The organism is Candidatus Tisiphia endosymbiont of Stenodema calcarata (genome assembly GCF_964030695.1).
In the GTDB taxonomy this organism is placed as follows: Bacteria; Pseudomonadota; Alphaproteobacteria; order Rickettsiales; family Rickettsiaceae; genus Tisiphia.
The window spans coordinates 966,644-986,620 of the sequence record NZ_OZ034911.1 but is presented as its reverse complement, the minus strand read 5'-3'; the positions used below and the strand labels follow the sequence as shown (position 1 = coordinate 986,620).

Here is a 19,977-nt window from a genome sequence, read left to right as displayed (position 1 = left end):
CTTCTATAGCCTATAATGTAGAACTTCTTATCTTAAAACTTTTTCTATGATAAGGCGAAAGACCGTGAAGGCTTATAGCATTTAGATGTTCTTTAGTACCATAACCGGAGTTTTTGTGCCACATATATTCCGGAAATTCTTTGGCATATTCAAGCATTAAGCGATCTCTAGTAACTTTCGCAATAATAGATGCTGCTCCAATAGAAATTGATAAATTATCGCCATTTATTATACTAATAAATCTTGGATCGTGAAATTTCATATTACCATCTATTAATACCGTATCCGGTTTAACAGCAAGATTTGCTACTGATATAGTACAAGCTTTTTTAGTTGCTTCAAGGATATTAATTATATCTATCTCATCATGATGCACTATACCAACAGACCAAATATAATTTTGGGTTATTTGTTTATATAACAACTCCCTCATTGTTTTAGTAAGTTTTTTAGAATCTTTGATACCATGTATGATTTTTGTTTGATCAATGATAACAGATGCAGCTACTACAGGACCAACTAGCGGTCCTCTGCCGGCTTCATCTACTCCAGCTACTAATCCTGAATATTTTTGTTCTAATTTAAACATCATGCCTCCCATAAAAATGACACTCTATGTACTTCCGCCTTATATATAGCTCTTCATCATCGCTATCATCTATTGTTACTGTAGTAACAGACATTATGAACTCAAAATAAAAAAATCAGGTTACTTAAAATGCTTAAATTGACACCCATGAGTTACGGCTACGGCGGGGATCTACCGTCCCTTATCTTTATTAGAATGCTTTGTGTTAGAAGGGGTGGTATTAGGTTTAATAGTACTACTACCATCTCCCATAGATATATCGTTTTTATTGAGAGTCTTTCTCAGACGGTGATATATTTGAGATCCGGCTGTACCCTCAAGTTTGCTTAATATCTTTTCTAATGCAGTCTTACTAGTTTGCAATCCATCACTTCTATTTGCTTTATCAATAGCTTGGATTGTCCCAGCACCATTTTCAATAAAAGCCTCTTTCTGTTCCTCAGGTGATTTAACAAATGATTTAATATAATGCCTCAGTTTTGCACCTAAATCTGTAATGGTTCTGACATGCATTGGATCAGCTGGTGAAAATTCCAATGCCGAATACATTTTTTCTGTACCAGCTCCTATAGTTGCAATTGTATCAATTTGTTCAGTTTTCTGTAAGGATTTATGTGGAAACTCTTCTATCAATGTATCCATTTGTTTAGCTTGTTGACCGAATTTATCTAAATTAGGTTGTCCTTTAACATATTCGGCAGAATATCCTTTAGCAAGTTCACCATGAGCATTAAGGGTGGTGCTAATATTGCCTTTAAATTCACCAAATTTTTGGCTAGTAGCTTCAACAGTTTGTGAAAGTACATTTGTTGTGTCATCATCCAACGACACCTGTATTTTTACTTCTTTCTCTATTCCCATGCTTTCCATAGCTTCAGCAAGTTCAGGAGTATATTTCGAATCAAAGCTAAAGTTGAGTAGACTTTTGAATCTATCTATATCCTGTACAAAGCCTTCCTTTGGTTCACCAACAATATTAGCTATATCTGATTTAAACTTCTCTAACTTGGGCATAAAAATATCTTTAATTAATGTTAGCAATCACTAAAAACTCTTGCAGTTACCCTGCCATCTTTTTTTATTATTTGTTTTAATTGTACATTCGTGCTGATTACAAAATATCATTATTACTTCAAACTCTCTTAGAAATTCTTTAGTAATAGTAATTTTGTTACCTTTACATTGGTTTCTACTCGACATTTTTACATATTTTATTTGGAGCAATTGGCTTATAGTTTATCAAAATTGTGTATCCATCGGAAGTAAAAATATTTTTTTCTATAGGGAATATTTTAGCATCCTGTTGACCAAACCAGTTGGCCCAATATATACGTTTAAACTCTGGTATCTCATTCACATAAATGTCAAGTTCACCATTGTTATTTTTTATACCAATAGCATTTAAATTTATATCAAATATGAAATTAGGTTTAGGAGAATTTAGCATTAAGATTACAGATATAATCATTATAATCAGACCTAAGAAATGCCACTTTGTTCTCCATAAACAAGTCCAAAAAAATCCAAATAAGAAAGTAATTAAACTAATTTTGGTTATATAACCAAAATACCATACTGATAATGGTAAGGTATTAGTAAATTTCACTGCTGCAATAATTATATCAATGAAAAAACCTATTAATTTTAAACAATATTGATCTATACCAAATATCATTAAGAATAATGAGATAATAGATAACGGCATCAGAAAGAAAGACATTATTGGTACAGCAATAAGGTTCATGGGAATAGAATAAGTAGGAAATGTATAAAATTGGTTTATTACTACAGGAGCAGTTACTATGCTTGCAAGGAAGCTTGAATAAATATTAGAGGCAATATAAAATTTTATGGAAGAAAATATCCCCTTGCTTTTACCTAAAATCCATTGATTTCTTATATAAAATTCGTAACCAGCAGTTAGCGATAATACTGCCACAAAAGATAATTGGAAGCTTGGATGAAATATATATTCGGGATTTACCGATAATATTATGAAAGCTGCAATCGCGAGCGATCTTAGGGGATAGGGCTTCCGTCCTATCATAACTGCATAAATAAAAATTGCCGTCATAATGAATGCCCTTGTGGCAGCAATTTGCATGCCACTTAGCTCCAAATAACCATAACTGCCTATTAAAGAACAAATTGCTGCAATTGACTTTATGTTGTAATTATAAGCAATATAATTTGATAGATTTAATAAGAATCTTGCTGATATGAAAAACAGCATAGCTACCAATGACAAATGTAAACCGGAGACGCAAAGTATGTGAGATATAACGCTTTGCCTCATTTCTTTCATTAATTTTCTATCGATGGCTTTTGTTTCTCCTAGTAATATTGCTGCGGCGAAATTACCTTTAATAGAACCAAGTATTTGGATTAGGCGGTTGTAAATATTTTTTTTAATTTTATAGATAAAACTATTAGTGTAGAGATCACTATGTGCTATAATTTGGGGGGGTGATAGTGCATAGCCAGTGGCGTTGATATCTGCCAAATATGCATAAAAGCCAAAGTCATAGCCACTTGGTAGAATACTACTTTGAGGCTTATAAAGCTGAGCCACTAGGTTAATGCTATCGTTAATATTAATTTCTTGAGCATATTTTGCTGGCATGCTTATCCTAACTTTCTCTAAAACCTGATTAGACCTATTAAGTTTTTGAATTTTGACCTGATGTAAGATAATTTGCATACCATGAGTGGTCGGTTTCATCGATTCTATAGTGCCACCTATTTGTGAAATTATCGGCTTTTTAATACCAACAACATGTAAATTTGATATACGATATTTGCCCACTAACATACCGCATGAAAAAGCAATAATTATGCCCGAAATAAATCGCCCAAATATGTTATTTCTTAAGATTATTAGTGATAAAGAAATTGTGAAAATAGCTAGAATAGATATAAAGGAAGGTTCGTTACTTAAAGTAAAATAAATAACGATACCATAAATGAAACTAACGAAATACCAAAGGCTGAGATTGTGATATTCCTGTTCTAAAATGCTTTTGGCAAGCTTAAAAATTAATTTATAATCTCTTAGGGTCATTCATCTAACAGTAGGTTTTTATTTAAAATAAGCTACTATTAGATGTAATTCAAGAAATCTATTCCCTCATTTCACCATGAATATATAAATCATGAGCTACCTGATAAAAACTACTATCTCCCCACAATTTCTGTAATTTTTGTTTGTATAGGAAGATAACACATATTTGGACTATAACATTTTAATCCAAAATTGAAAAATCTTTAGTGCGAACTGATACCAGAAACATCGAGATCACCTACAACATTCACAGAATCATCATTATTAGATGATTCCCCATCAGAGTTTTTTGTATGAGAGAATTCCTCCGACGATTCATATACTTTATTAGAAATTCTATCAAAATATCCTATTTGTATATACTCTTCAACTTGTGTATTATGCTGCCAGACAGCTTCATTATATACTCCTTATTTAATTTGATTGTTTTAAATATTTCATATGCTTGCTCAACTTAAGCACTAATAATATTTAGTGATAAATTATATATAATTTATTCCAAATGTCAACATAATAATTGTTGTAATTCAACAATTCTCTTTACACTACGTGGTAAGTATGCAGCGGAAGATAACCAAAAAGTAGCACAAAATATCTATTCCCTCATTTCACCCTGAATATATAAATCATAAGCTATCTGATAAAAACTAATAGCTTCTTCTACTAAGTTAGGAATATTCTCAGTCTCTATTTTATCTTTACCAACTAATTTATAAGTTTTTGGCTGTCCCTGTGGGCTTAAGATAACTAAGTGATTATCTTTCATAAAACCAAGCAATTGGTAAGTGCTGATAAATGCTCTTTTTGCCGGTATGTTTAACATATCTTGACCGAAAAACTTACTATTATAGGAAAAGTTTAATAATCCCAAAATAGTAGGAGCAATGTCAATTTGACTTGCTAAACTATCAATTATCTGTGGTTTTAATATATTAGGAGCGTATATTAATAGAGGTATGTGATATTTATTAATCGGTAAATCAGTTTTGCCAGCACTTGATGCACAATGATCAGCAGTGATAACAAAGATAGTATTATTAAACCAAGGGCGAGTTTTTGCTAATTCAAGAAACTTACCAATAGCATAGTCAGTATATTTAACAGCTGCATTACGTCCACTACCAGACGCTAGATCAATTCTACCTTCGGTGAAAGTATAAGGACGATGGTTAGAGGTAGTCATAATTAATGAGAAAAAAGCTTTGCCTTCCTTATAATTTTGATCAGCTAACTCTAGTGATTTTATTAATATATCCTCGTCAGCTACTCCCCAAATATTAGAGAAACTTATTTCATTTGATTTTAGATTACCTCGATCAACTATATTATAACCATTACCATGAAAATAATTTTGCAAATTATCAATGTAACTATAGCCACCGTTTATGAAGTTAATAACATAACCTGCATTCTTAAAAATAGTAGCTATATTAAATAGCGATTGGTTATCAGGTCTACGGATAATGGAAGAACCAGGAGTTGGTGGTACTGATAAAGTAATAGCTTCCAAACCTCTTACTGTTCTAGTGCCTACTGCATATAGATTGGTAAAAAATATGCTTTCATCAGCTAATCTATCTAAATTTGGAGTAATATTTTGTTGATTGCCAAATTTACCCATGAATTCACTACTAAGACTCTCCACAGTAATAAAAATAATATTATGTTTTTTATTATTAGAAGAATTAGCTTTGATATAACGTGCTATAGTAGAATCATCTAAGTATAGTTCTTTGTTTTTTGATAAACTAGTGCGAACAGTATCTAAAGCTTGTTTTTTATCAACTACTGGATAAAATTTATTATAATCTAAGCTATTATTAAGATAGGCAGAGAAAAACTCATATGAACCGTTTTTAGCAAGTTCGATAGCATATTTATTAGAATTAAAAGCAATTTTATTAGGGTTATAGAAATTAAAAGCAACTAGGCTAAACAAAAATAGCATTATCACACAAAAAATATGTTTCTTGCCATTTAGAGTACTTGCTTGATTAATTATGTATTTTCTCAAGAAAAAAACAATTAATAGTGTAATAATTATAATGCCTAGTAATATTTCTATATAGGGCAAAGACTCTTTTACAGTACCAATGATTTCATGAGTGTAAATTAGATAATCTACAGCAATAAAATTAAATCTAACACCGAACTCATCCCAAAAAGTAATCTCTGCGATGGCAATAAATATTAGTAGTGCAATAGTACAAAAATAAGCGATAAAAGAGCAGCTTACATACAAAAATTTATACCGAGCCAATAACTTGTAGAAGCCAATGATAACAAGCGAAATTACTGGTAAAAAATAACAAAGAGATATTAGATCATTAAATGTACCAATAACAAAAATTGACACTAGATCAGATATGGTTATTTGTTGTTGCCATAAAGCATATGAGCTTAATAGAATACGAGTAATAAACTGAAATATTAGGTAAATTCTAACAATAGGAAAATGAAACAGTATTTTTATCATATATATCTAAATTAACGTCATTGCGAGGAGGTCGTAAGGTCACAACTGTTGAAAGTTAAAAAATCGTCTATTAGTGAAGTGTTGTTATAAGGCTTAAGCCGTCTATTAGCGAGCGAACGTATGTGAGCGTGGCAATCCATGAAGCTTGTCAATTGCTTCGTCGACCTACGGTCTTCTTGCTAATAGACGGTTTATTTCTTTCCTTTAAAGGGACGATTTTAACTTATCTCCCTAGCTATTAGTCTTCCTATTACCATAAATGTCAAGAAAAACTTATGGGTAATAGTAAGCTGCTTACGCAGGGATTGACACCCTAGGCTATTAAACCGATGTCTTATACCAATTCCCGAGATTAATTTCTTTTGGTAATTTGTACGTGATACCGGTACTCAAATCCTCACGTACGTCTTTGTACGCTGCGGTTTTGTGCTTCCTTTGTCTCCTTCAAATTCCTCAGAATAAATTAATTTTGGGAATTGGTATTACATCAACACTTGAGGTTAGGTAGCGAAATTTCAACCAATAAACCACCTAAAATTTTACTATCCTGCAAGGATATTGTTCCATTATGATCAATGATTATTTCTTTAGTAATAGCAAGACCAAGTCCAACATTACCTGAATTATTAAGTGGGCGTGACTTATCTGAACGATAAAATGCTTTAAACACTAATAATTTCTCTGCATCCTTTATGCCAATACCATTATCTTCAATTTTTATTATGGCATTAGTAGAACTAGAATATACAGTAATTCTTATTTTTGTAGAATATTTTATAGCATTACTTATTACGTTAGATATTGCACGTTCAAAGTTGATAGGCTTGATTTGTGCTATTATCTGCTCTGTTGCAAGCAGCTCAATATTGGCAACAGACCATTTATTTATGATAGTAGACAGCCAAGAAGATAACTCAATTATTTGAGCTTCTTCACCATTTTCACCCTTAGCAAAGTCAAGGTATGATTTTATCATTTGTTGCATGGTAAGTATATCTTCCTTAAGACCTTCTGTTTCTTCAGATTTGTTCATTAACTCCAGTTGTAATTTCATTCTAGTTAAAGGAGTACATAAATCATGTGAAATCATAGCTAACATTCTAGTTCTTTTAGTGATTTGTTTTTCAATTCTTTCTTTCATTTTAAGAAAAGCAATACCAGCCTTTTTAATTTCTTTTGCACCAGAAGGTTTAAATGTTGGTAATCTTGTAATTCCTTGTCCGAATTGATCAGCAGCATCTGCAAGAGTTAAAATGGAGTTAATTTGCTTTTTAGAGAAGATTAAGGAAACAGAAAGTAGTAAAATAGTTAAGAAGATTAACCATAGAACAAAAATGTAAGCAGTTGGATTCATCAATAATTTTGCGGGGAAAGTTATTTTTAGTAAACCATCGGTTAATTGGAGTAATACTTCAATTCTTTTTGAATCATTAATCTTTACTATATTTTTCTTATTAATTTTTACGTTAATAATATTTTTAAAAATCTCTAATTCTTCACTAATTCTAGGTTGTTTGCGTGGCAAGTTTAATTCTTGATGAAACTGATACGACAAATTTAAATAATTTGTCTCTGTTGTGTTTTTTTCTAATAGATTATTGTCGTTTTGTTCAAGAAGGGAAATAATTTCATTAGCAATAATATTGCTAGTATAATAAGAAACATTATACCAGTGACGATCATAGAACAAAAACACTGCTAGAATTTGTCCTATTAATGTTGGAACAATAATAATGAGAACAAATCTAGCCAGTAAAGTTTGTGGTATAAGTTTATGTATAAATAGCATAACCGCTATTCCGTATGGTTTTTAGATATTTTGGTTCTTTAGGGTCATCTTCAATCTTACTTCTTATTCTGACAATTTGTACGTCAATAGAACGAGGGCTAAGCCCTCCCATTATTTTTGACAACTCATCACGTTTCATTTCTTGTCCATTGTGTTTTAATAATACTTCTAGCAATTTTTGTTCTGTAGAACTCAATTGTACAGGTTGATTATTTTTTATAAATTCCTTTGATTCTAAATTATAATAATTATTGCCGAATCGCTTGATTTTATCTTGTTTTTTATAATTATTGTAGCTATTTAATAGGTTATTAATCCTGAGTAATAATTCTTTCGGTTCGAAAGGTTTGGTCAGATAATCAGATGCACCGGATTCTAATCCCTTGATACGATCACTTGGTTGTGATAGTGCAGTTAGCATAACAATTGGTATAAGGTTTTTACTTGATCTTATAGTATGGGCAAAATCAAGTCCTGTAACATTCGGCAACATAACGTCTAGAATAATTAAGTCATAGATAGAGGATTTTAATAGTTCCTCAGCTTCTTGGACAGAAGCTGCTGTTGATACTAAAAAGTCGTTTTTATACAAAAACTGTTTTAAAAGTTTTTGTATTCTAGTATCATCATCGACTACAAGAATGTGAGGCTTAGGGCTTTGCATAAATAAAATTTCGGTATTTATAAGTAGTGAAAATATATTAACTTAATAATGGAAGGTTGACAATGATAATAACACAAGAAAATATAATTGTAGAAGAGCGACCTAGAAACCTTAAACAATTATCAAGTTATATTTGGATTAATGGTAATTTTATTGCTTGGCAAGAAGCTAACATACATGTTCTTACTCATAGTTTACATTATTCTGGTGGAGTTTTTGAGGGAGAAAAAGCCTATGATGGAAAAATTTTTAAATTAGAAGAACATACACAGCGTTTGATAGAATCGGCACAAACTTTAGCTATGGAAATACCATATAGTTTTGAAGATATTATAAAAGCTCATCACTTACTTATAGAAAAAAATAATATTAAAGATGCGTATGTTCGTCCTTTAATTTGGTATGGTAGTGAATCTCTTAATCTAACTAATGTAAATTTATCGGTTAATTTATTAATTGCTGCTGTTCCATCAACTCCTAGACCTTCTGATGATTTAAGTTTGCATATTGCACGTTGGCGGAAATGCCATCCAAACTCACTACCGCCACAGTGTAAATCATCAGGACATTACAATATGATGATAGTATGCCAAAAAGAAGCTAAGTCTTTGGGTTATAGTGATGCAGTTCTATTAGATTGGCGAGGATTTATTGCTGAATGTACTACTACAAATATCTTTTTTGTAAAAGGAGAGCAATTATTTACACCGATAGCTGATAGTTTTTTAAATGGCATAACGCGTCAAACAGTTATAAAACTTGCTAAAGAGTTAAATCTTGAGGTCAAGGAAGAGTACATAACTCTAGATAGGTTAGGGGAGTTTAATGAATGTTTTATGACTGGTACAGCTGCAGAAGTTAAGGGGATTAAATCGATTAACCGGGGTGATCAAAATATTATCTTTGAAGATAGTAAAATTACTAATTTGTTAAAAAAAGAATATAATAGCTTAGTGCGTAAATAAATAGTGATATAATGGAATTGATGCGATGAACAATAATATATTTAAAGGTCTTATTACAGCCATTATAACCCCGTTTAAGGATAATAAATTAGATTTTGTTTCTTTGGAGAAAATACTTAACTATCAAATTGATAATAAAGTTGATGGAGTAGTGATTGCTGGTTCTACTGGTGAGGGGCCTAGCTTAAGTTTACAGGAATATCAATCTTTGTTAGAAATAGCTGTAGAAATTACTAAAAACCGTACCCAAATAATAGCAGGTTGTTCCGCTATTACTACCAGTATAGCTATAGATATGATAAAAATATGTACAAAAATTCCTGTTGATGGGCTTATGTGTAGTATTCCTTCTTACGTAAAACCCATGCAAGAAGGAATTTATTTACATTTTGAAGCTATACATAATGCTTCTATAGATAGGGCAAGTAATTTGCCCATAATGCTGTATTCAGTACCTAGTAGAACTGTGGTTGACTTTTCAGATGACACGATAGTTAGGCTCAGTAAACTACCACGTATTGTAGCTTTTAAAGATGCAGGTAATGATTTAGAACGTCCTTTGAGAATTAAGGCTGCTGTAAGCAAAGATTTTAACTTATTGTGTGGTAATGATGGAATAGCGTTATCTTATAATGCTCAATCAGGAGTAGGGTGCGTTTCTGTTGCCTCTAATATAGCACCTAGTTTGTGCAAGAAATTACAGGATAATTGTCATGCTGGTAATTATAAAGAAGCTCTGCGAATAGAGCAGCAGTTACTACCCTTATATAAAGCATTATTTGCAGAAACAAACCCTATACCAGTGAAATATGCAGCGTGCAGATTAGGATTATGTTCTAACGAGTTAAGGCTTCCTTTAACTTCAGCGTTGAAAGTTACTGAGGAAAAAGTAAATAAAGCTATGGACTATGTCGGAATATAAGAAAATAATAGCACAAAATAAAAAAGCATATTTCAATTACTTTATTGAAGAAAAAATTGAAGCTGGCATAATATTAACCGGAAGTGAAGTTAAATCGCTGCGTCAAGGAAAAGCTAGTATAGAAGATAGTCATGCAGAAAATTCTGCAAATGAAGTGTTTTTATATAATTGCCATATTGCGGAATATGACAAAGCTAACAGATTTAATCATTCGACTAGAAGGACTCGTAAGTTGCTTCTTAATTCTAGTGAAATAAAGAAAATAATTGGTAAAATTCGCCTAAAAGGCTACACTCTTGTTGCTCTTTCTTTATATTTCAATAAAAAAAATAAAGTAAAAGTTGAGTTAGGCATAGCAAAAGGTAAAAAATTACATGATAAAAGACAGTCTATTAAAGAACAAGATTGGAAGAGGGATCAGGGGCGGATTATGCGTGCGAAGTAGGGTGTAATATATTTTTATGCAACACTATAGTTTTATTAACAAATTAGCCAAGTTAGATTTTATAGATGAGATTTGGCTCTTTGGCTCACGTATGCGAGGTGATAATCAAGAGAGGTCTGATATTGATATTGCGATCTTATGCCCAAATGCGAGTAGGCAAGATTGGGATATTGTTCTTGAAATAGTAGATAATGCCAATACTTTACTCAAAATTGATTGCATAAGATTTAATACACTTAATGAAAACGATGCACTTAGAAATAACATTTTGAAATTTAAAAAACTGTTATATAGCAAAAATGGGAATTTTATGGACAAAATATTATGGGCAGATTATTTTTATTCCCTAAGAGATGCACTTTTACGACTAAACGATGTATTAACGCATCAAGATTTAGAGAAAATAGAATATATGCAAGATGCTGCAATTCAAAGATTTGAGTTTGTAATAGAGCTGTATTGGAAAGTATTGAAGAAAATTTTAGCATATGAAAAAATTGAAAGTACTACTCCTCGTGATGTTCTACGTAAATCATTTCAGTTCAAATTAATAGACCAAGAAGAATTGTGGCTATCTATGCTGGGTGATCGAAATAATACATCGCATGTTTACAAATGGCAAGATGCAAGAAAAGTTTTTGAGAATATCAAAATTTATTACCCAGTTCTTTGGGAGACTTACCAAAAACTAGCACAGCACCTTAACTTCTTAGAGCCTAAAGCACCCATTATACTTCCATATAAACAAATAGGTAAAGTTAATGACAATAACTCCTGACTACATAATTGAAAGAAAGCAAAATAAATTAAAATTAAGGCTGTGGAAGTTAGCAACAATTTTAATGTTTATAGTTTTAATTGTTGTGATGATTAAGAAATTTGATTTGTCAAGTTCTGAATATGTAACTACTAATAGTAACTATATAGCTGCAGTTTCAATAGAAGATATAATTTTTGAGGATACAAAACGTGATAAAAGATTGGAAAAAATCATTGATGATGATAAGATTAATGCTCTAATTGTTAATGTCAATTCTCCTGGTGGAACTGTGGTTGGATCAGAGAAAATTTACAATATACTCAGAAAAATATCAGCAAAAAAACCGGTAGTGATTGTTATGGGTACATTGGCAGCGAGTGGAGGATATTTGATATCATTAGGAGGGGATTACATAATTAGTCATAATGGAACGATTACTGGCTCAATTGGTGTGATTCTCCAAACTCTAGAAGTCACAGATTTAGCAAAGACACTAGGTATTACCTTCAATAATTTTAAATCCGGGGAATTAAAAGCCGCTCCTAATCCTACTGAGAAAGTTACAGAAGCTGTTCGTCAGGCTATAATGTCTAATGTACAGGATACTTATGATTATTTTATTGAACTCGTTGCTTTAAGAAGGGGATTAGCAATTGAAGAAGTTAAAAAAATAGCTGATGGTCGGATATATTCTGGTCGCCAAGCTTTGAAACTAAAACTTGTTGATGCTGTGGGTTCTGAGGATGATGCGATTAAATGGTTACAGGAAGTCAAAAAAATTGATAAAGATTTGAAGGTAAAAGAATTTAAAATAAAACCGAAATCAAAATTTCTTGAAATTATTATGGAGGATTTTGATAGTGTTTTACCAAGTTTTTTTAAAAATAAATTTCAAGGGATAAAAGCAATTTTTTAATTTATGGCAAGAAAGTCTGATTTAGTGGATAAAATATCTAAGGAACTTAATTATCTTTCTAAGGAAGATATAAAAGATTCTATAGATTTGGTATTTGATTATTTACAGTCTAGCCTCGCTGAGCAAAATCGTATTGAAATTAGAGGCTTCGGTAGCTTCTCAATTAGGGAGCGGAAATTTCCCAATAGTGAGCGGTCATATAAAACTGTCTATTATCGTGGACATCGCTAGGCTTTTGGAAAAGGGAGGGAATAATTCTTATCCCGAATTCGCGTTCTCATGTTATACTATGAGCCAAAGCCAACTTCCTAGCCTCTGCTGATTTACCAGTATAAACTATATTTTGGTAATTAAGTTTGATAGCGGTAAATAAAGCTGCGTGATCGTTTCCTACATTAACAATAATTTTTACGATTTGGGGAAATTCTTCAATTAGTTTTTTAAAAATATAATCCCACACTAGCATACCATAATATCTCGTGCTACCACTTTTGTTAGTTAAAATAACCGGATTATGGAATTTGGATAAGAACTCTCGTGCATCGCTTAAGTTTTCTATTGTGTAAGTTATTGGGTTTGGCATATTTTTTGACTTTTTACTTACTCAAATTAGACTGTAATCAACGTCTACATCTAATTCTTTAACCCAAGTTGCCAATTAATTTAACGTTTGAGGTTAATTTGTAACATTAAAACACTCAATAAAAACTATATTTTTTAGAAATATGTTTGTATTGAAAATGTTTTAGTATCGCGTCTCACATGGCATAGCACCCTACATTTTTTGTATAACCGTCATCGCAAGACACCGTTAGATGCCGTGGCGATCTAGGAACAGCGAAGCTGTTTTTTTAGAGTAACACTTCGCGTATCCTAGATTGCTGCGTCGCCGCTTTTTCGCGACTCCTCACAATGACGTTGAAGAATTTTGTGTGTATTACCTAGCCCATTAACTTAGCAATAGTTTTATTAGCTTCTTCTAGCTCCTGTTTAGTATTTACTCCAAGCACTATGTCGTGGTCTGAAGATAGCAAATATGATACTTTTTCTCCACTATCCTTAGCTATTTTTACAAGGGCGGTCAAATATAACTCTTTTGATCTATCAACCTTACCTAAAAAAATAGTAGGTAGATATTTTTTTAATATACCAGCTTCAAAAGCCATAATACCAGAATTACAAATTGTTATAGCTTGTTCTTCACTCGTTGCTTCTTTAAATTCCACAATTTTTAAAAAATTTCCTAGTTCATCAGTAACTATTCGTCCATATTGCCCCGGGTTATCACGTCTAAAGCATAACGTTGTAATGGCTGAATTTGTAGAAATTAGGTGGTCTAATAAATCGTTAATAATATTTGCGGTGATTAAAGGATTATCTCCGTAAAGCACTGCTACAATTTTATTGTCATCAACTAAGTCTAAAGCCGTATATACCGCATGAGCAGTACCCAATCGTTCTAGCTGCAATGCAAATTTACAAACCTCTTTATAAGAAGAAATATATTTTTCTAATTGCAATGAGTGAACTAAGATAACATCGTTAGTCACTTTTTTGGCATTTGTTAGCACCCTATCAAGCATAGGTCTACCACCAACTTCATGCATTACTTTTGGTAACGAAGATTCCATTCTTCTACCATTACCAGCAGCTAGAACAATAATTTGGCAATCCATATTAAATATCCTTCATAGCTTGATAAATTGCATCAGATAATTCATAATTACCAAAAACTTTTTGTACGTCATCGCTTTCTTCTAAAAGATCCACTAATTTTAATAGCTTCTCTGCCTTATCTTTATCTTCTATAATCATGATATTCTGAGGAATCCAACCGATATAGGATTCCTCAGGAGGTCCATATTTATTAGTCAAAGATTCAAGAGTTTGTACAAAATCCTCAATATCTGTATAGATTAAATACGCATCTTCTTCAGAAATCACATCTTTTGCCCCAGCCTCTAGGCTACTTTCCAATATAGATTCTGCCGATGTTAATTCCACTGGGTATTGTATTACTCCAAGATGGTCAAACATATAACTGCTACTTCCAGTCTCACCTAAATTACCACCAAATTTAGTAAAAGCCGACCTAATTTCAGCAGCTGTGCGATTTTTATTGTCAGTTAAAGCCTCTACTATTATTGCAATACCACCCGGAGCAAAGCCTTCATATCTAATCTCTGTATAATGTTCGTTATTATTCGAATCACTTGCTGCACTTATTGCCTTATCTATTCGATCCTTTGGCAAATTCTGACTGCGTGCTGCAGCTATGCTACTCCGCAGGCGTGGATTATTGCTTACATCAATTCCCATTTTAGCAGCAGTGATAATTTCTCTAATTAGCTTAGTAAAAACTTTCGCCCTTTTCTTATCTTGCGTACCTTTTCGATGCTGAATATTTTTAAATTTTGAATGACCTGCCATATTGTAATCTTAAATCATTTGAGTATATACTCGATGAAAATCAAGAATTGCGTTGTCGTCTTCAGGGTTCTTCGGTGCTCACGTACTAAATGTACGCTCCGCTCCTCGACCCTTTGACTCCTAGCACTTCATGATTTTGATCTTCGTCTATTAACTCTTCATTTACGAGTAGTATACTTATTAGTAGGTCGAATCGTATCAGAAGGCAGCTTAAAGTCAATGATAAATTCCTCAAGTTTTTGCACTATACCCTATTTTTTACTTTAATAAAACTATATATCGTCTTATATTGTCTAACTATAGCATATAGAATCAAACCCACTAATACCAAATATGAAAAAATTTGTAATTTTATATCTTTTATTTGCTCACAATTGCTTAGCCTCAGAACCTCAGGCGTGGCAAATGTTGTTACAAACTCCAGCAAGCCCTCTGATGGAAGAGCTTCACGGATTTCACAATTTCCTACTGTTAATATCAGGAGGAATAGTTGTCTTTATTACCATTTTACTAGTCTATGTTTGTATTAGATTTAATGCAAAAGCCAACCCTATTCCAGCAAAATTTTCTCATAATATCTTAATTGAAGTTATTTGGACGATAATCCCTATAATAATTTTAGTTATTATTGCCATACCATCATTTCGTATTTTACGTTTTGCAGAAAAAATTCCTGAAATAGATATGACTGTTAAGGTCGTGGGCTATCAGTGGTATTGGCATTATATATACCCTGATCACGATAATATCGAATTTGATAGTTATTTAATTACCGATGAAAAATTAAAACTTGGTCAAAAACGCTTATTAGATGTCGATAACCGTATTATCATACCAGAAAATACTACTGTGAAATTTCTAATTACGGCGGGAGACGTCATACATAGTTTTGCAGTACCAGCGTTAGGTATAAAGATCGATGCGGTTCCTGGAAGAATCAATGAAACTTGGACTAAAATTAGCAAAAAAGGCGTGTATTATGGTCAATGTTCAGAACTTTGCGGTGTTAATCACGGTTTTATGCCGATTGCCATTGAAGTGGTAAGTAAGGAAGAATTTCAAAACTGGTTGATTATGGCAAAATCAAAATTTTCTATGGATATGAAGACTAACAAAAAATTAGCCTTAAAATCAATTAAATAAAGGAGTTACTATGGTACATTTCAACAAGCATTATCCACATCTTTACGCAAAACAGGTTAAAGAAACCGTATTTTTAAAACATTTTATTCACAATCCTAACATAATGGTAGGTGATTATACTTACTATCATGATAACCAGCACCCCGAATATTTTGAGCGTAATAATATCATAGGATGCCATGAGTGTAAATTAATTATAGGTAAGTTTTGTTCTATCGCCATGAGAACCATTTTCATCATGGATGATGTGAATCACCCAATGGATGGCTTTTCTACTTATCCATTTTTTATTTTCGAGAATTGGAACAATTATACGCCAACTCTTGATAAAAGAAGAAATACCGTAGTTGGTAATGATGTGTGGTTTGGTACGAATGCAGTCATTATGCCAGGAGTAACAATAGGAGATGGAGCAATTATCGGAGCATATGCAGTGGTTACCAAGGATGTACCCCCCTACTCTATCGTTGCAGGTAATCCTAGTAAAATTATTAGAAAAAGATTCTCCGATGATATAATCAATGAGTTAGTACAAATAAAATGGTGGGATTGGGATTATGATAAAATTACTAGAAATATCAAGGTCATAGTAGGGGCAGATATTAATCAACTTAAAGAATGTAAATAGTACCCATTATGACACTTAAAGATCAAGCCTCTACTAGACCTCTTGCAGAAGTAATATCTGATCATCACGAAACCCCTACGGGTTTACAAAGATGGATTTTTTCCACTAATCACAAAGATATTGGCGTAATGTATATTATATTTGCCATATTTGCTGGGCTTGTTGGTGGATTATTTTCTGTTATTTTTAGGTTAGAACTAGCAGTACCCGGCGGGCATCTACTAGGTGGTAATTATCAGCTATACAATGTATTAATTACCGCTCATGCTATAATTATGGTATTTTTCATGATTATGCCAGCTTTATTTGGCGGATTTGGTAATTACTTCATACCAATTTTAATAGATGCCCCGGATATGGCTTTTCCCAGGCTAAATAATATAAGTTTTTGGCTACTTGTCCCTGCTTTTATATTATTAATGCTGTCAGGTTTGGTTGATGGAGGAGCTGGTACTGGTTGGACATTTTATCCTCCTCTAAGTAGTCTAGTAGGACATCCTGGGGCTGCTGTGGATATGGCTATTTTAAGCTTACATCTTACAGGGCTTTCCTCCATTCTTGGTTCAATTAATATGATTGTCACTATCTTTAATATGAGAACTGATGGTATGGGGTTATTTGAAATGCCCTTATTTGTTTGGTCAATTTTGGTTACTGCCTTCTTGTTGATACTGGCAATTCCTGTGTTAGGGGGTGCAATAACCATGTTACTGACTGATCGAAATTTTGGTACTACTTTTTTTAAGCCTGATGGTGGCGGAGATCCAGTATTATTTCAGCATTTATTTTGGTTCTTTGGTCATCCAGAAGTATATATTGTAGTATTGCCGGGATTTGGTATAGTCAGTCAGGTCATCTCTACTTTCTCCCGTAAGCCAATATTCGGTTATTTTGGTATGGTGGTAGCTATGGTAATTATCGGATTTGTTGGTTTTATAGTTTGGGCTCATCATATGTTTACGGTTGGGCTTTCGTACAATGCATTAATCTATTTTACTGCTGGTACGATGATTATTGCTGTACCTACTGGTATCAAAATCTTTAGCTGGATTGCCACAATGTGGGGAGGATCAATTACTTTTGAAACTCCTATGTTATTTTCCATAGGGTTTATCTTGCTATTTACTATTGGCGGAGTTACTGGCATAATATTATCAAATTCAGCAATCGACAGAATTTTACATGATACATATTATGTGGTAGCACATTTCCATTACACTATGTCGCTTGGGGCGTTATTTACTGCATTTGCTGGGTTCTATTATTGGTTTGGTAAAATGTCAGGACGGCAATATCCTGAAATGATGGGCAAAATTCATTTTTGCATTACCTTTATCGGTGTTAATTTAACATTTTTCCCTCAACATTTTCTAGGATTAGCTGGTATGCCAAGAAGAATACCGGATTATCCTGATGCTTTTGCCGGTTGGAATATGGTTTCATCTATCGGAGCTAGTATTTCATTTGTTGCAGCTCTTTATTTTGTATTTATTGTTATTTATACTCTGAAATATGGGAAAAAATGCCCAAATAATCCTTGGGGTGATGGGGCAGATACTCTTGAATGGACAATCTCCTCTCCACCACCATTTCATACTTTTGAAACATCACATAAAGGAAAATAATTTTATGAATGAATATATCTATTGTGGCTTTTGGCGAAGATCTATTGCTGTAGTTTTGGATCGAATTTTAATTATTTTTTTTCTAATTTGTGTGACTATGATACTAGTAAGTGACTCTCTACTAGACGGTGCAGTAATAGCCGAGGCACTAGCCTATTCTTCCATTCCGACATTAATAATGCTATCATTAACAATTATATATGAGGCAATATTTGAGTCATCTTCAATGCAAGCAACTCTTGGCGGTTATATATTGGGCATGAAGATCATAAACGAGGATGGTACACGAATAAGCTTTTTAAAAGCGTTGATTAGATTTATTATATTAGCACTAATAAGTAGTACTGTAATATTAGGGATTATAAGTATTGTCTGCATGATATGTACTGATGAAAAAAAGTGTTTACATGACATAATTTGTGGCACTCGCATGGTAAGGCGATAAGGTTAGTATGATACAGAAAAAACCAGTAATAGGAATCACTCTAGATTTGGCTAATAATTCTGAAAAATATGCCTATGCTACTTTTCCTTGGTATGCAATTAGGCAAAATTATGCAGATAGCGTGATAAAAGTTGGGGGAATCCCCTTAATGCTACCCTATCAATATGATACAATTGAAGTGATGCTGTCAATTATCGATGGACTAATTATTCCCGGCGGTGATGAGGATATTCACCCTAAATTTTATGGTCAAGAATTCACTTGTGATAGAACAGCTACCAACGACCAACGGGATAATTTTGAGTTACTACTTACCCAAAAAGCTCTAGAAAAGAATATGCCCTTCCTTGGAATATGTCGTGGTATGCAGATGTTAAATGTAGTATGCGGTGGCAACCTTATCCAGCATATACCTGATTACATAAAGTCACAAGCCGGAGTAGCTACGGTTATTAACCACGAGCAACCTGCCCCCAAACATACATTATCGCATTCTATAACGATAGAACCAAACACTATTCTTGCAAACTTATCGGGAAATAAGCGAACTTGTATGGTTAATTCGAGCCACCATCAAGCAATAGGAAAAATAGGCGAGGGACTCCGAGTTGCAGCGACAGCACCGGACGGGATAATTGAAGCAATTGAGTCAATAAATCACAAATTTGTTATAGGAGTAGAATGGCATCCTGAATATTTAAACCCTAATGATTTAAATTTATTTAAAGGATTGATCGAAGCTATAGCTAAGCCGAAAAAGTTTTAGCCAAAGAACCGTTTATTAGCGAGGGAGACGATGAAATCGCCGACGGGGCAATCTCATGAAGTAATATCTGCCTTTGTTAGGCAGCCTCTAGGTGATTTGAGTACTACTTCACAAGATTGCCACGTCACCGCTTCTTGCAGCGGCTTCTTGCAATGACGGTTTAAGCATTACAACAGCATTTCGCTAATAGACGATTTTTTAACTTTCAACAGTTATGGGATGACATCGAGACTGTTAAAATAGACTTCTTTCGAAACTCTACTTCTGCTGGTGATTTGTACGTCGATGCGGTACTCGAATCCTCACGTACATTAGAGTACGCTGCGGGTCGAGGTTCCGCGTCTCCTTCAAAT

Annotated in this window: 21 protein-coding genes; 12 read left to right on the top strand and 9 right to left on the bottom strand. The window is 33.0% G+C overall.

The annotated features are described in order from the left end of the window. Window positions 1-10 precede the first annotated feature (10 nt). From ACQH1W_RS04520 to ACQH1W_RS04495, 6 genes are all read right to left on the bottom strand, one after another. Entirely contained in the window at window positions 11-601 is a 591-nt protein-coding gene (locus ACQH1W_RS04520; RefSeq protein ID WP_341762847.1) for a ribonuclease HII, read from the bottom strand. 159 nt (window positions 602-760) lie between these two features. After that, a complete protein-coding gene (locus ACQH1W_RS04515; RefSeq protein WP_342278961.1) occupies window positions 761-1,603 on the bottom strand; it encodes a hypothetical protein in 843 nt (280 codons plus the stop codon). Window positions 1,604-1,778: 175 nt separating this feature from the next. Further along, window positions 1,779-3,650: a ComEC/Rec2 family competence protein gene (locus ACQH1W_RS04510; protein WP_375332595.1), complete on the bottom strand. Its 1,872-nt coding sequence runs from the start codon at window positions 3,648-3,650 to the stop codon at window positions 1,779-1,781. A gap of 595 nt (window positions 3,651-4,245) precedes the next feature. Further along, entirely contained in the window at window positions 4,246-6,126 is a 1,881-nt protein-coding gene (locus ACQH1W_RS04505) for an LTA synthase family protein (protein ID WP_341762843.1), read from the bottom strand. Between the two features lie 487 nt (window positions 6,127-6,613). Next, a complete protein-coding gene (locus ACQH1W_RS04500) occupies window positions 6,614-7,915 on the bottom strand; it encodes a sensor histidine kinase (RefSeq protein WP_341762842.1) in 1,302 nt (433 codons plus the stop codon). Further along, window positions 7,899-8,579: a response regulator transcription factor gene (locus ACQH1W_RS04495; RefSeq protein ID WP_341762841.1), complete on the bottom strand. Its 681-nt coding sequence runs from the start codon at window positions 8,577-8,579 to the stop codon at window positions 7,899-7,901. The genes ACQH1W_RS04500 and ACQH1W_RS04495 overlap by 17 nt, the downstream gene beginning before the upstream one ends. A gap of 62 nt (window positions 8,580-8,641) precedes the next feature. Between ACQH1W_RS04495 and ACQH1W_RS04490 the strand changes: the two genes are divergently transcribed. Genes ACQH1W_RS04490 through ACQH1W_RS04465 form a run of 6 tightly spaced genes read left to right on the top strand, consistent with a single transcriptional unit; the run spans window position 8,642 to window position 12,818 of the window. Then, window positions 8,642-9,544: a branched-chain amino acid transaminase gene (locus ACQH1W_RS04490; RefSeq protein ID WP_341762840.1), complete on the top strand. Its 903-nt coding sequence runs from the start codon at window positions 8,642-8,644 to the stop codon at window positions 9,542-9,544. 25 nt (window positions 9,545-9,569) lie between these two features. Beyond that, on the top strand, window positions 9,570-10,466 hold the full coding sequence (gene dapA, locus ACQH1W_RS04485) for a 4-hydroxy-tetrahydrodipicolinate synthase (RefSeq protein WP_375332593.1): 897 nt from the start codon (window positions 9,570-9,572) through the stop codon (window positions 10,464-10,466). Continuing rightward, window positions 10,453-10,911 (top strand): SsrA-binding protein SmpB, encoded by a 459-nt coding sequence (smpB, locus tag ACQH1W_RS04480; RefSeq protein ID WP_341758213.1) that lies wholly within the window; start codon window positions 10,453-10,455, stop codon window positions 10,909-10,911. The genes dapA and smpB overlap by 14 nt, the downstream gene beginning before the upstream one ends. Before the next feature lie 16 nt (window positions 10,912-10,927). Next, window positions 10,928-11,689: an HI0074 family nucleotidyltransferase substrate-binding subunit gene (locus ACQH1W_RS04475; RefSeq protein ID WP_375332592.1), complete on the top strand. Its 762-nt coding sequence runs from the start codon at window positions 10,928-10,930 to the stop codon at window positions 11,687-11,689. Further along, a complete protein-coding gene (gene sppA, locus ACQH1W_RS04470) occupies window positions 11,673-12,587 on the top strand; it encodes a signal peptide peptidase SppA (protein WP_375332591.1) in 915 nt (304 codons plus the stop codon). The genes ACQH1W_RS04475 and sppA overlap by 17 nt, the downstream gene beginning before the upstream one ends. Window positions 12,588-12,590: 3 nt before the next feature. Continuing rightward, window positions 12,591-12,818 carry an HU family DNA-binding protein gene (locus tag ACQH1W_RS04465; RefSeq protein WP_341761935.1) on the top strand — a complete coding sequence of 76 codons (228 nt, stop codon included), beginning with the start codon at window positions 12,591-12,593 and terminating at the stop codon, window positions 12,816-12,818. Between the two features lie 46 nt (window positions 12,819-12,864). Here ACQH1W_RS04465 and ACQH1W_RS04460 read toward each other — a convergent pair whose 3' ends face one another. The 3 genes from ACQH1W_RS04460 to ACQH1W_RS04450 all read right to left on the bottom strand — a co-directional run bounded on the left by ACQH1W_RS04460 (window position 12,865) and on the right by ACQH1W_RS04450 (window position 15,017). Next, a complete protein-coding gene (locus ACQH1W_RS04460; RefSeq protein WP_375332590.1) occupies window positions 12,865-13,170 on the bottom strand; it encodes a hypothetical protein in 306 nt (101 codons plus the stop codon). A gap of 358 nt (window positions 13,171-13,528) precedes the next feature. Continuing rightward, window positions 13,529-14,263 carry a sugar phosphate nucleotidyltransferase gene (locus ACQH1W_RS04455; RefSeq protein ID WP_375332589.1) on the bottom strand — a complete coding sequence of 245 codons (735 nt, stop codon included), beginning with the start codon at window positions 14,261-14,263 and terminating at the stop codon, window positions 13,529-13,531. 1 nt (window position 14,264) lies between these two features. Beyond that, window positions 14,265-15,017, bottom strand: coding sequence for a YebC/PmpR family DNA-binding transcriptional regulator (locus ACQH1W_RS04450; RefSeq protein WP_375332588.1), 753 nt, complete (start codon window positions 15,015-15,017; stop codon window positions 14,265-14,267). Window positions 15,018-15,350: 333 nt separating this feature from the next. Here ACQH1W_RS04450 and coxB point away from each other — a divergent pair, with 333 nt between their 5' ends. From coxB to ACQH1W_RS04420, 6 genes are read left to right on the top strand one after another with little or no spacing between them, the layout of a single operon-like run. Continuing rightward, window positions 15,351-16,160, top strand: coding sequence for a cytochrome c oxidase subunit II (gene coxB / locus ACQH1W_RS04445; protein WP_375332587.1), 810 nt, complete (start codon window positions 15,351-15,353; stop codon window positions 16,158-16,160). A 10-nt stretch (window positions 16,161-16,170) separates the two neighbouring features. Further along, entirely contained in the window at window positions 16,171-16,788 is a 618-nt protein-coding gene (locus ACQH1W_RS04440) for a CatB-related O-acetyltransferase (protein ID WP_341762834.1), read from the top strand. 8 nt (window positions 16,789-16,796) lie between these two features. Further along, the gene (gene ctaD, locus ACQH1W_RS04435; protein WP_375332585.1) at window positions 16,797-18,413 is read left to right on the top strand and encodes a cytochrome c oxidase subunit I; all 1,617 of its coding nucleotides are present in this window, start codon (window positions 16,797-16,799) and stop codon (window positions 18,411-18,413) included. Between the two features lie 4 nt (window positions 18,414-18,417). Next, the gene (locus ACQH1W_RS04430; RefSeq protein WP_375332584.1) at window positions 18,418-18,858 is read left to right on the top strand and encodes an RDD family protein; all 441 of its coding nucleotides are present in this window, start codon (window positions 18,418-18,420) and stop codon (window positions 18,856-18,858) included. Between the two features lie 10 nt (window positions 18,859-18,868). Beyond that, window positions 18,869-19,624, top strand: a complete 756-nt coding sequence (locus ACQH1W_RS04425; protein WP_375333233.1) for a gamma-glutamyl-gamma-aminobutyrate hydrolase family protein — start codon at window positions 18,869-18,871, stop codon at window positions 19,622-19,624. A gap of 30 nt (window positions 19,625-19,654) precedes the next feature. Continuing rightward, window positions 19,655-19,780 carry a hypothetical protein gene (locus ACQH1W_RS04420; protein ID WP_425360955.1) on the top strand — a complete coding sequence of 42 codons (126 nt, stop codon included), beginning with the start codon at window positions 19,655-19,657 and terminating at the stop codon, window positions 19,778-19,780. Window positions 19,781-19,977 lie beyond the last annotated feature (197 nt).

Bases quoted from the DNA above. Each gene is read 5' to 3' on its own strand.
- ACQH1W_RS04520 (WP_341762847.1), bottom strand. From the start codon at position 601: ATGGGAGGCATGATGTTTAAATTAGAACAAAAATATTCAGGATTAGTA.
- ACQH1W_RS04515 (WP_342278961.1), bottom strand. From the start codon at position 1,603: ATGCCCAAGTTAGAGAAGTTTAAATCAGATATAGCTAATATTGTTGGT.
- ACQH1W_RS04430 (WP_375332584.1), top strand. From the start codon at position 18,418: ATGAATGAATATATCTATTGTGGCTTTTGGCGAAGATCTATTGCTGTA.
- ACQH1W_RS04440 (WP_341762834.1), top strand. From the start codon at position 16,171: ATGGTACATTTCAACAAGCATTATCCACATCTTTACGCAAAACAGGTT.
- ACQH1W_RS04465 (WP_341761935.1), top strand. From the start codon at position 12,591: ATGGCAAGAAAGTCTGATTTAGTGGATAAAATATCTAAGGAACTTAAT.
- ACQH1W_RS04505 (WP_341762843.1), bottom strand. From the start codon at position 6,126: ATGATAAAAATACTGTTTCATTTTCCTATTGTTAGAATTTACCTAATA.
- ACQH1W_RS04500 (WP_341762842.1), bottom strand. From the start codon at position 7,915: ATGCTATTTATACATAAACTTATACCACAAACTTTACTGGCTAGATTT.
- ACQH1W_RS04455 (WP_375332589.1), bottom strand. From the start codon at position 14,263: ATGGATTGCCAAATTATTGTTCTAGCTGCTGGTAATGGTAGAAGAATG.
- ctaD (WP_375332585.1), top strand. From the start codon at position 16,797: ATGACACTTAAAGATCAAGCCTCTACTAGACCTCTTGCAGAAGTAATA.
- ACQH1W_RS04460 (WP_375332590.1), bottom strand. From the start codon at position 13,170: ATGCCAAACCCAATAACTTACACAATAGAAAACTTAAGCGATGCACGA.
- smpB (WP_341758213.1), top strand. From the start codon at position 10,453: ATGTCGGAATATAAGAAAATAATAGCACAAAATAAAAAAGCATATTTC.
- dapA (WP_375332593.1), top strand. From the start codon at position 9,570: ATGAACAATAATATATTTAAAGGTCTTATTACAGCCATTATAACCCCG.
- ACQH1W_RS04495 (WP_341762841.1), bottom strand. From the start codon at position 8,579: ATGCAAAGCCCTAAGCCTCACATTCTTGTAGTCGATGATGATACTAGA.
- coxB (WP_375332587.1), top strand. From the start codon at position 15,351: ATGAAAAAATTTGTAATTTTATATCTTTTATTTGCTCACAATTGCTTA.
- ACQH1W_RS04475 (WP_375332592.1), top strand. From the start codon at position 10,928: ATGCAACACTATAGTTTTATTAACAAATTAGCCAAGTTAGATTTTATA.
- sppA (WP_375332591.1), top strand. From the start codon at position 11,673: ATGACAATAACTCCTGACTACATAATTGAAAGAAAGCAAAATAAATTA.
- ACQH1W_RS04450 (WP_375332588.1), bottom strand. From the start codon at position 15,017: ATGGCAGGTCATTCAAAATTTAAAAATATTCAGCATCGAAAAGGTACG.
- ACQH1W_RS04420 (WP_425360955.1), top strand. From the start codon at position 19,655: ATGAAATCGCCGACGGGGCAATCTCATGAAGTAATATCTGCCTTTGTT.
- ACQH1W_RS04490 (WP_341762840.1), top strand. From the start codon at position 8,642: ATGATAATAACACAAGAAAATATAATTGTAGAAGAGCGACCTAGAAAC.
- ACQH1W_RS04510 (WP_375332595.1), bottom strand. From the start codon at position 3,650: ATGACCCTAAGAGATTATAAATTAATTTTTAAGCTTGCCAAAAGCATT.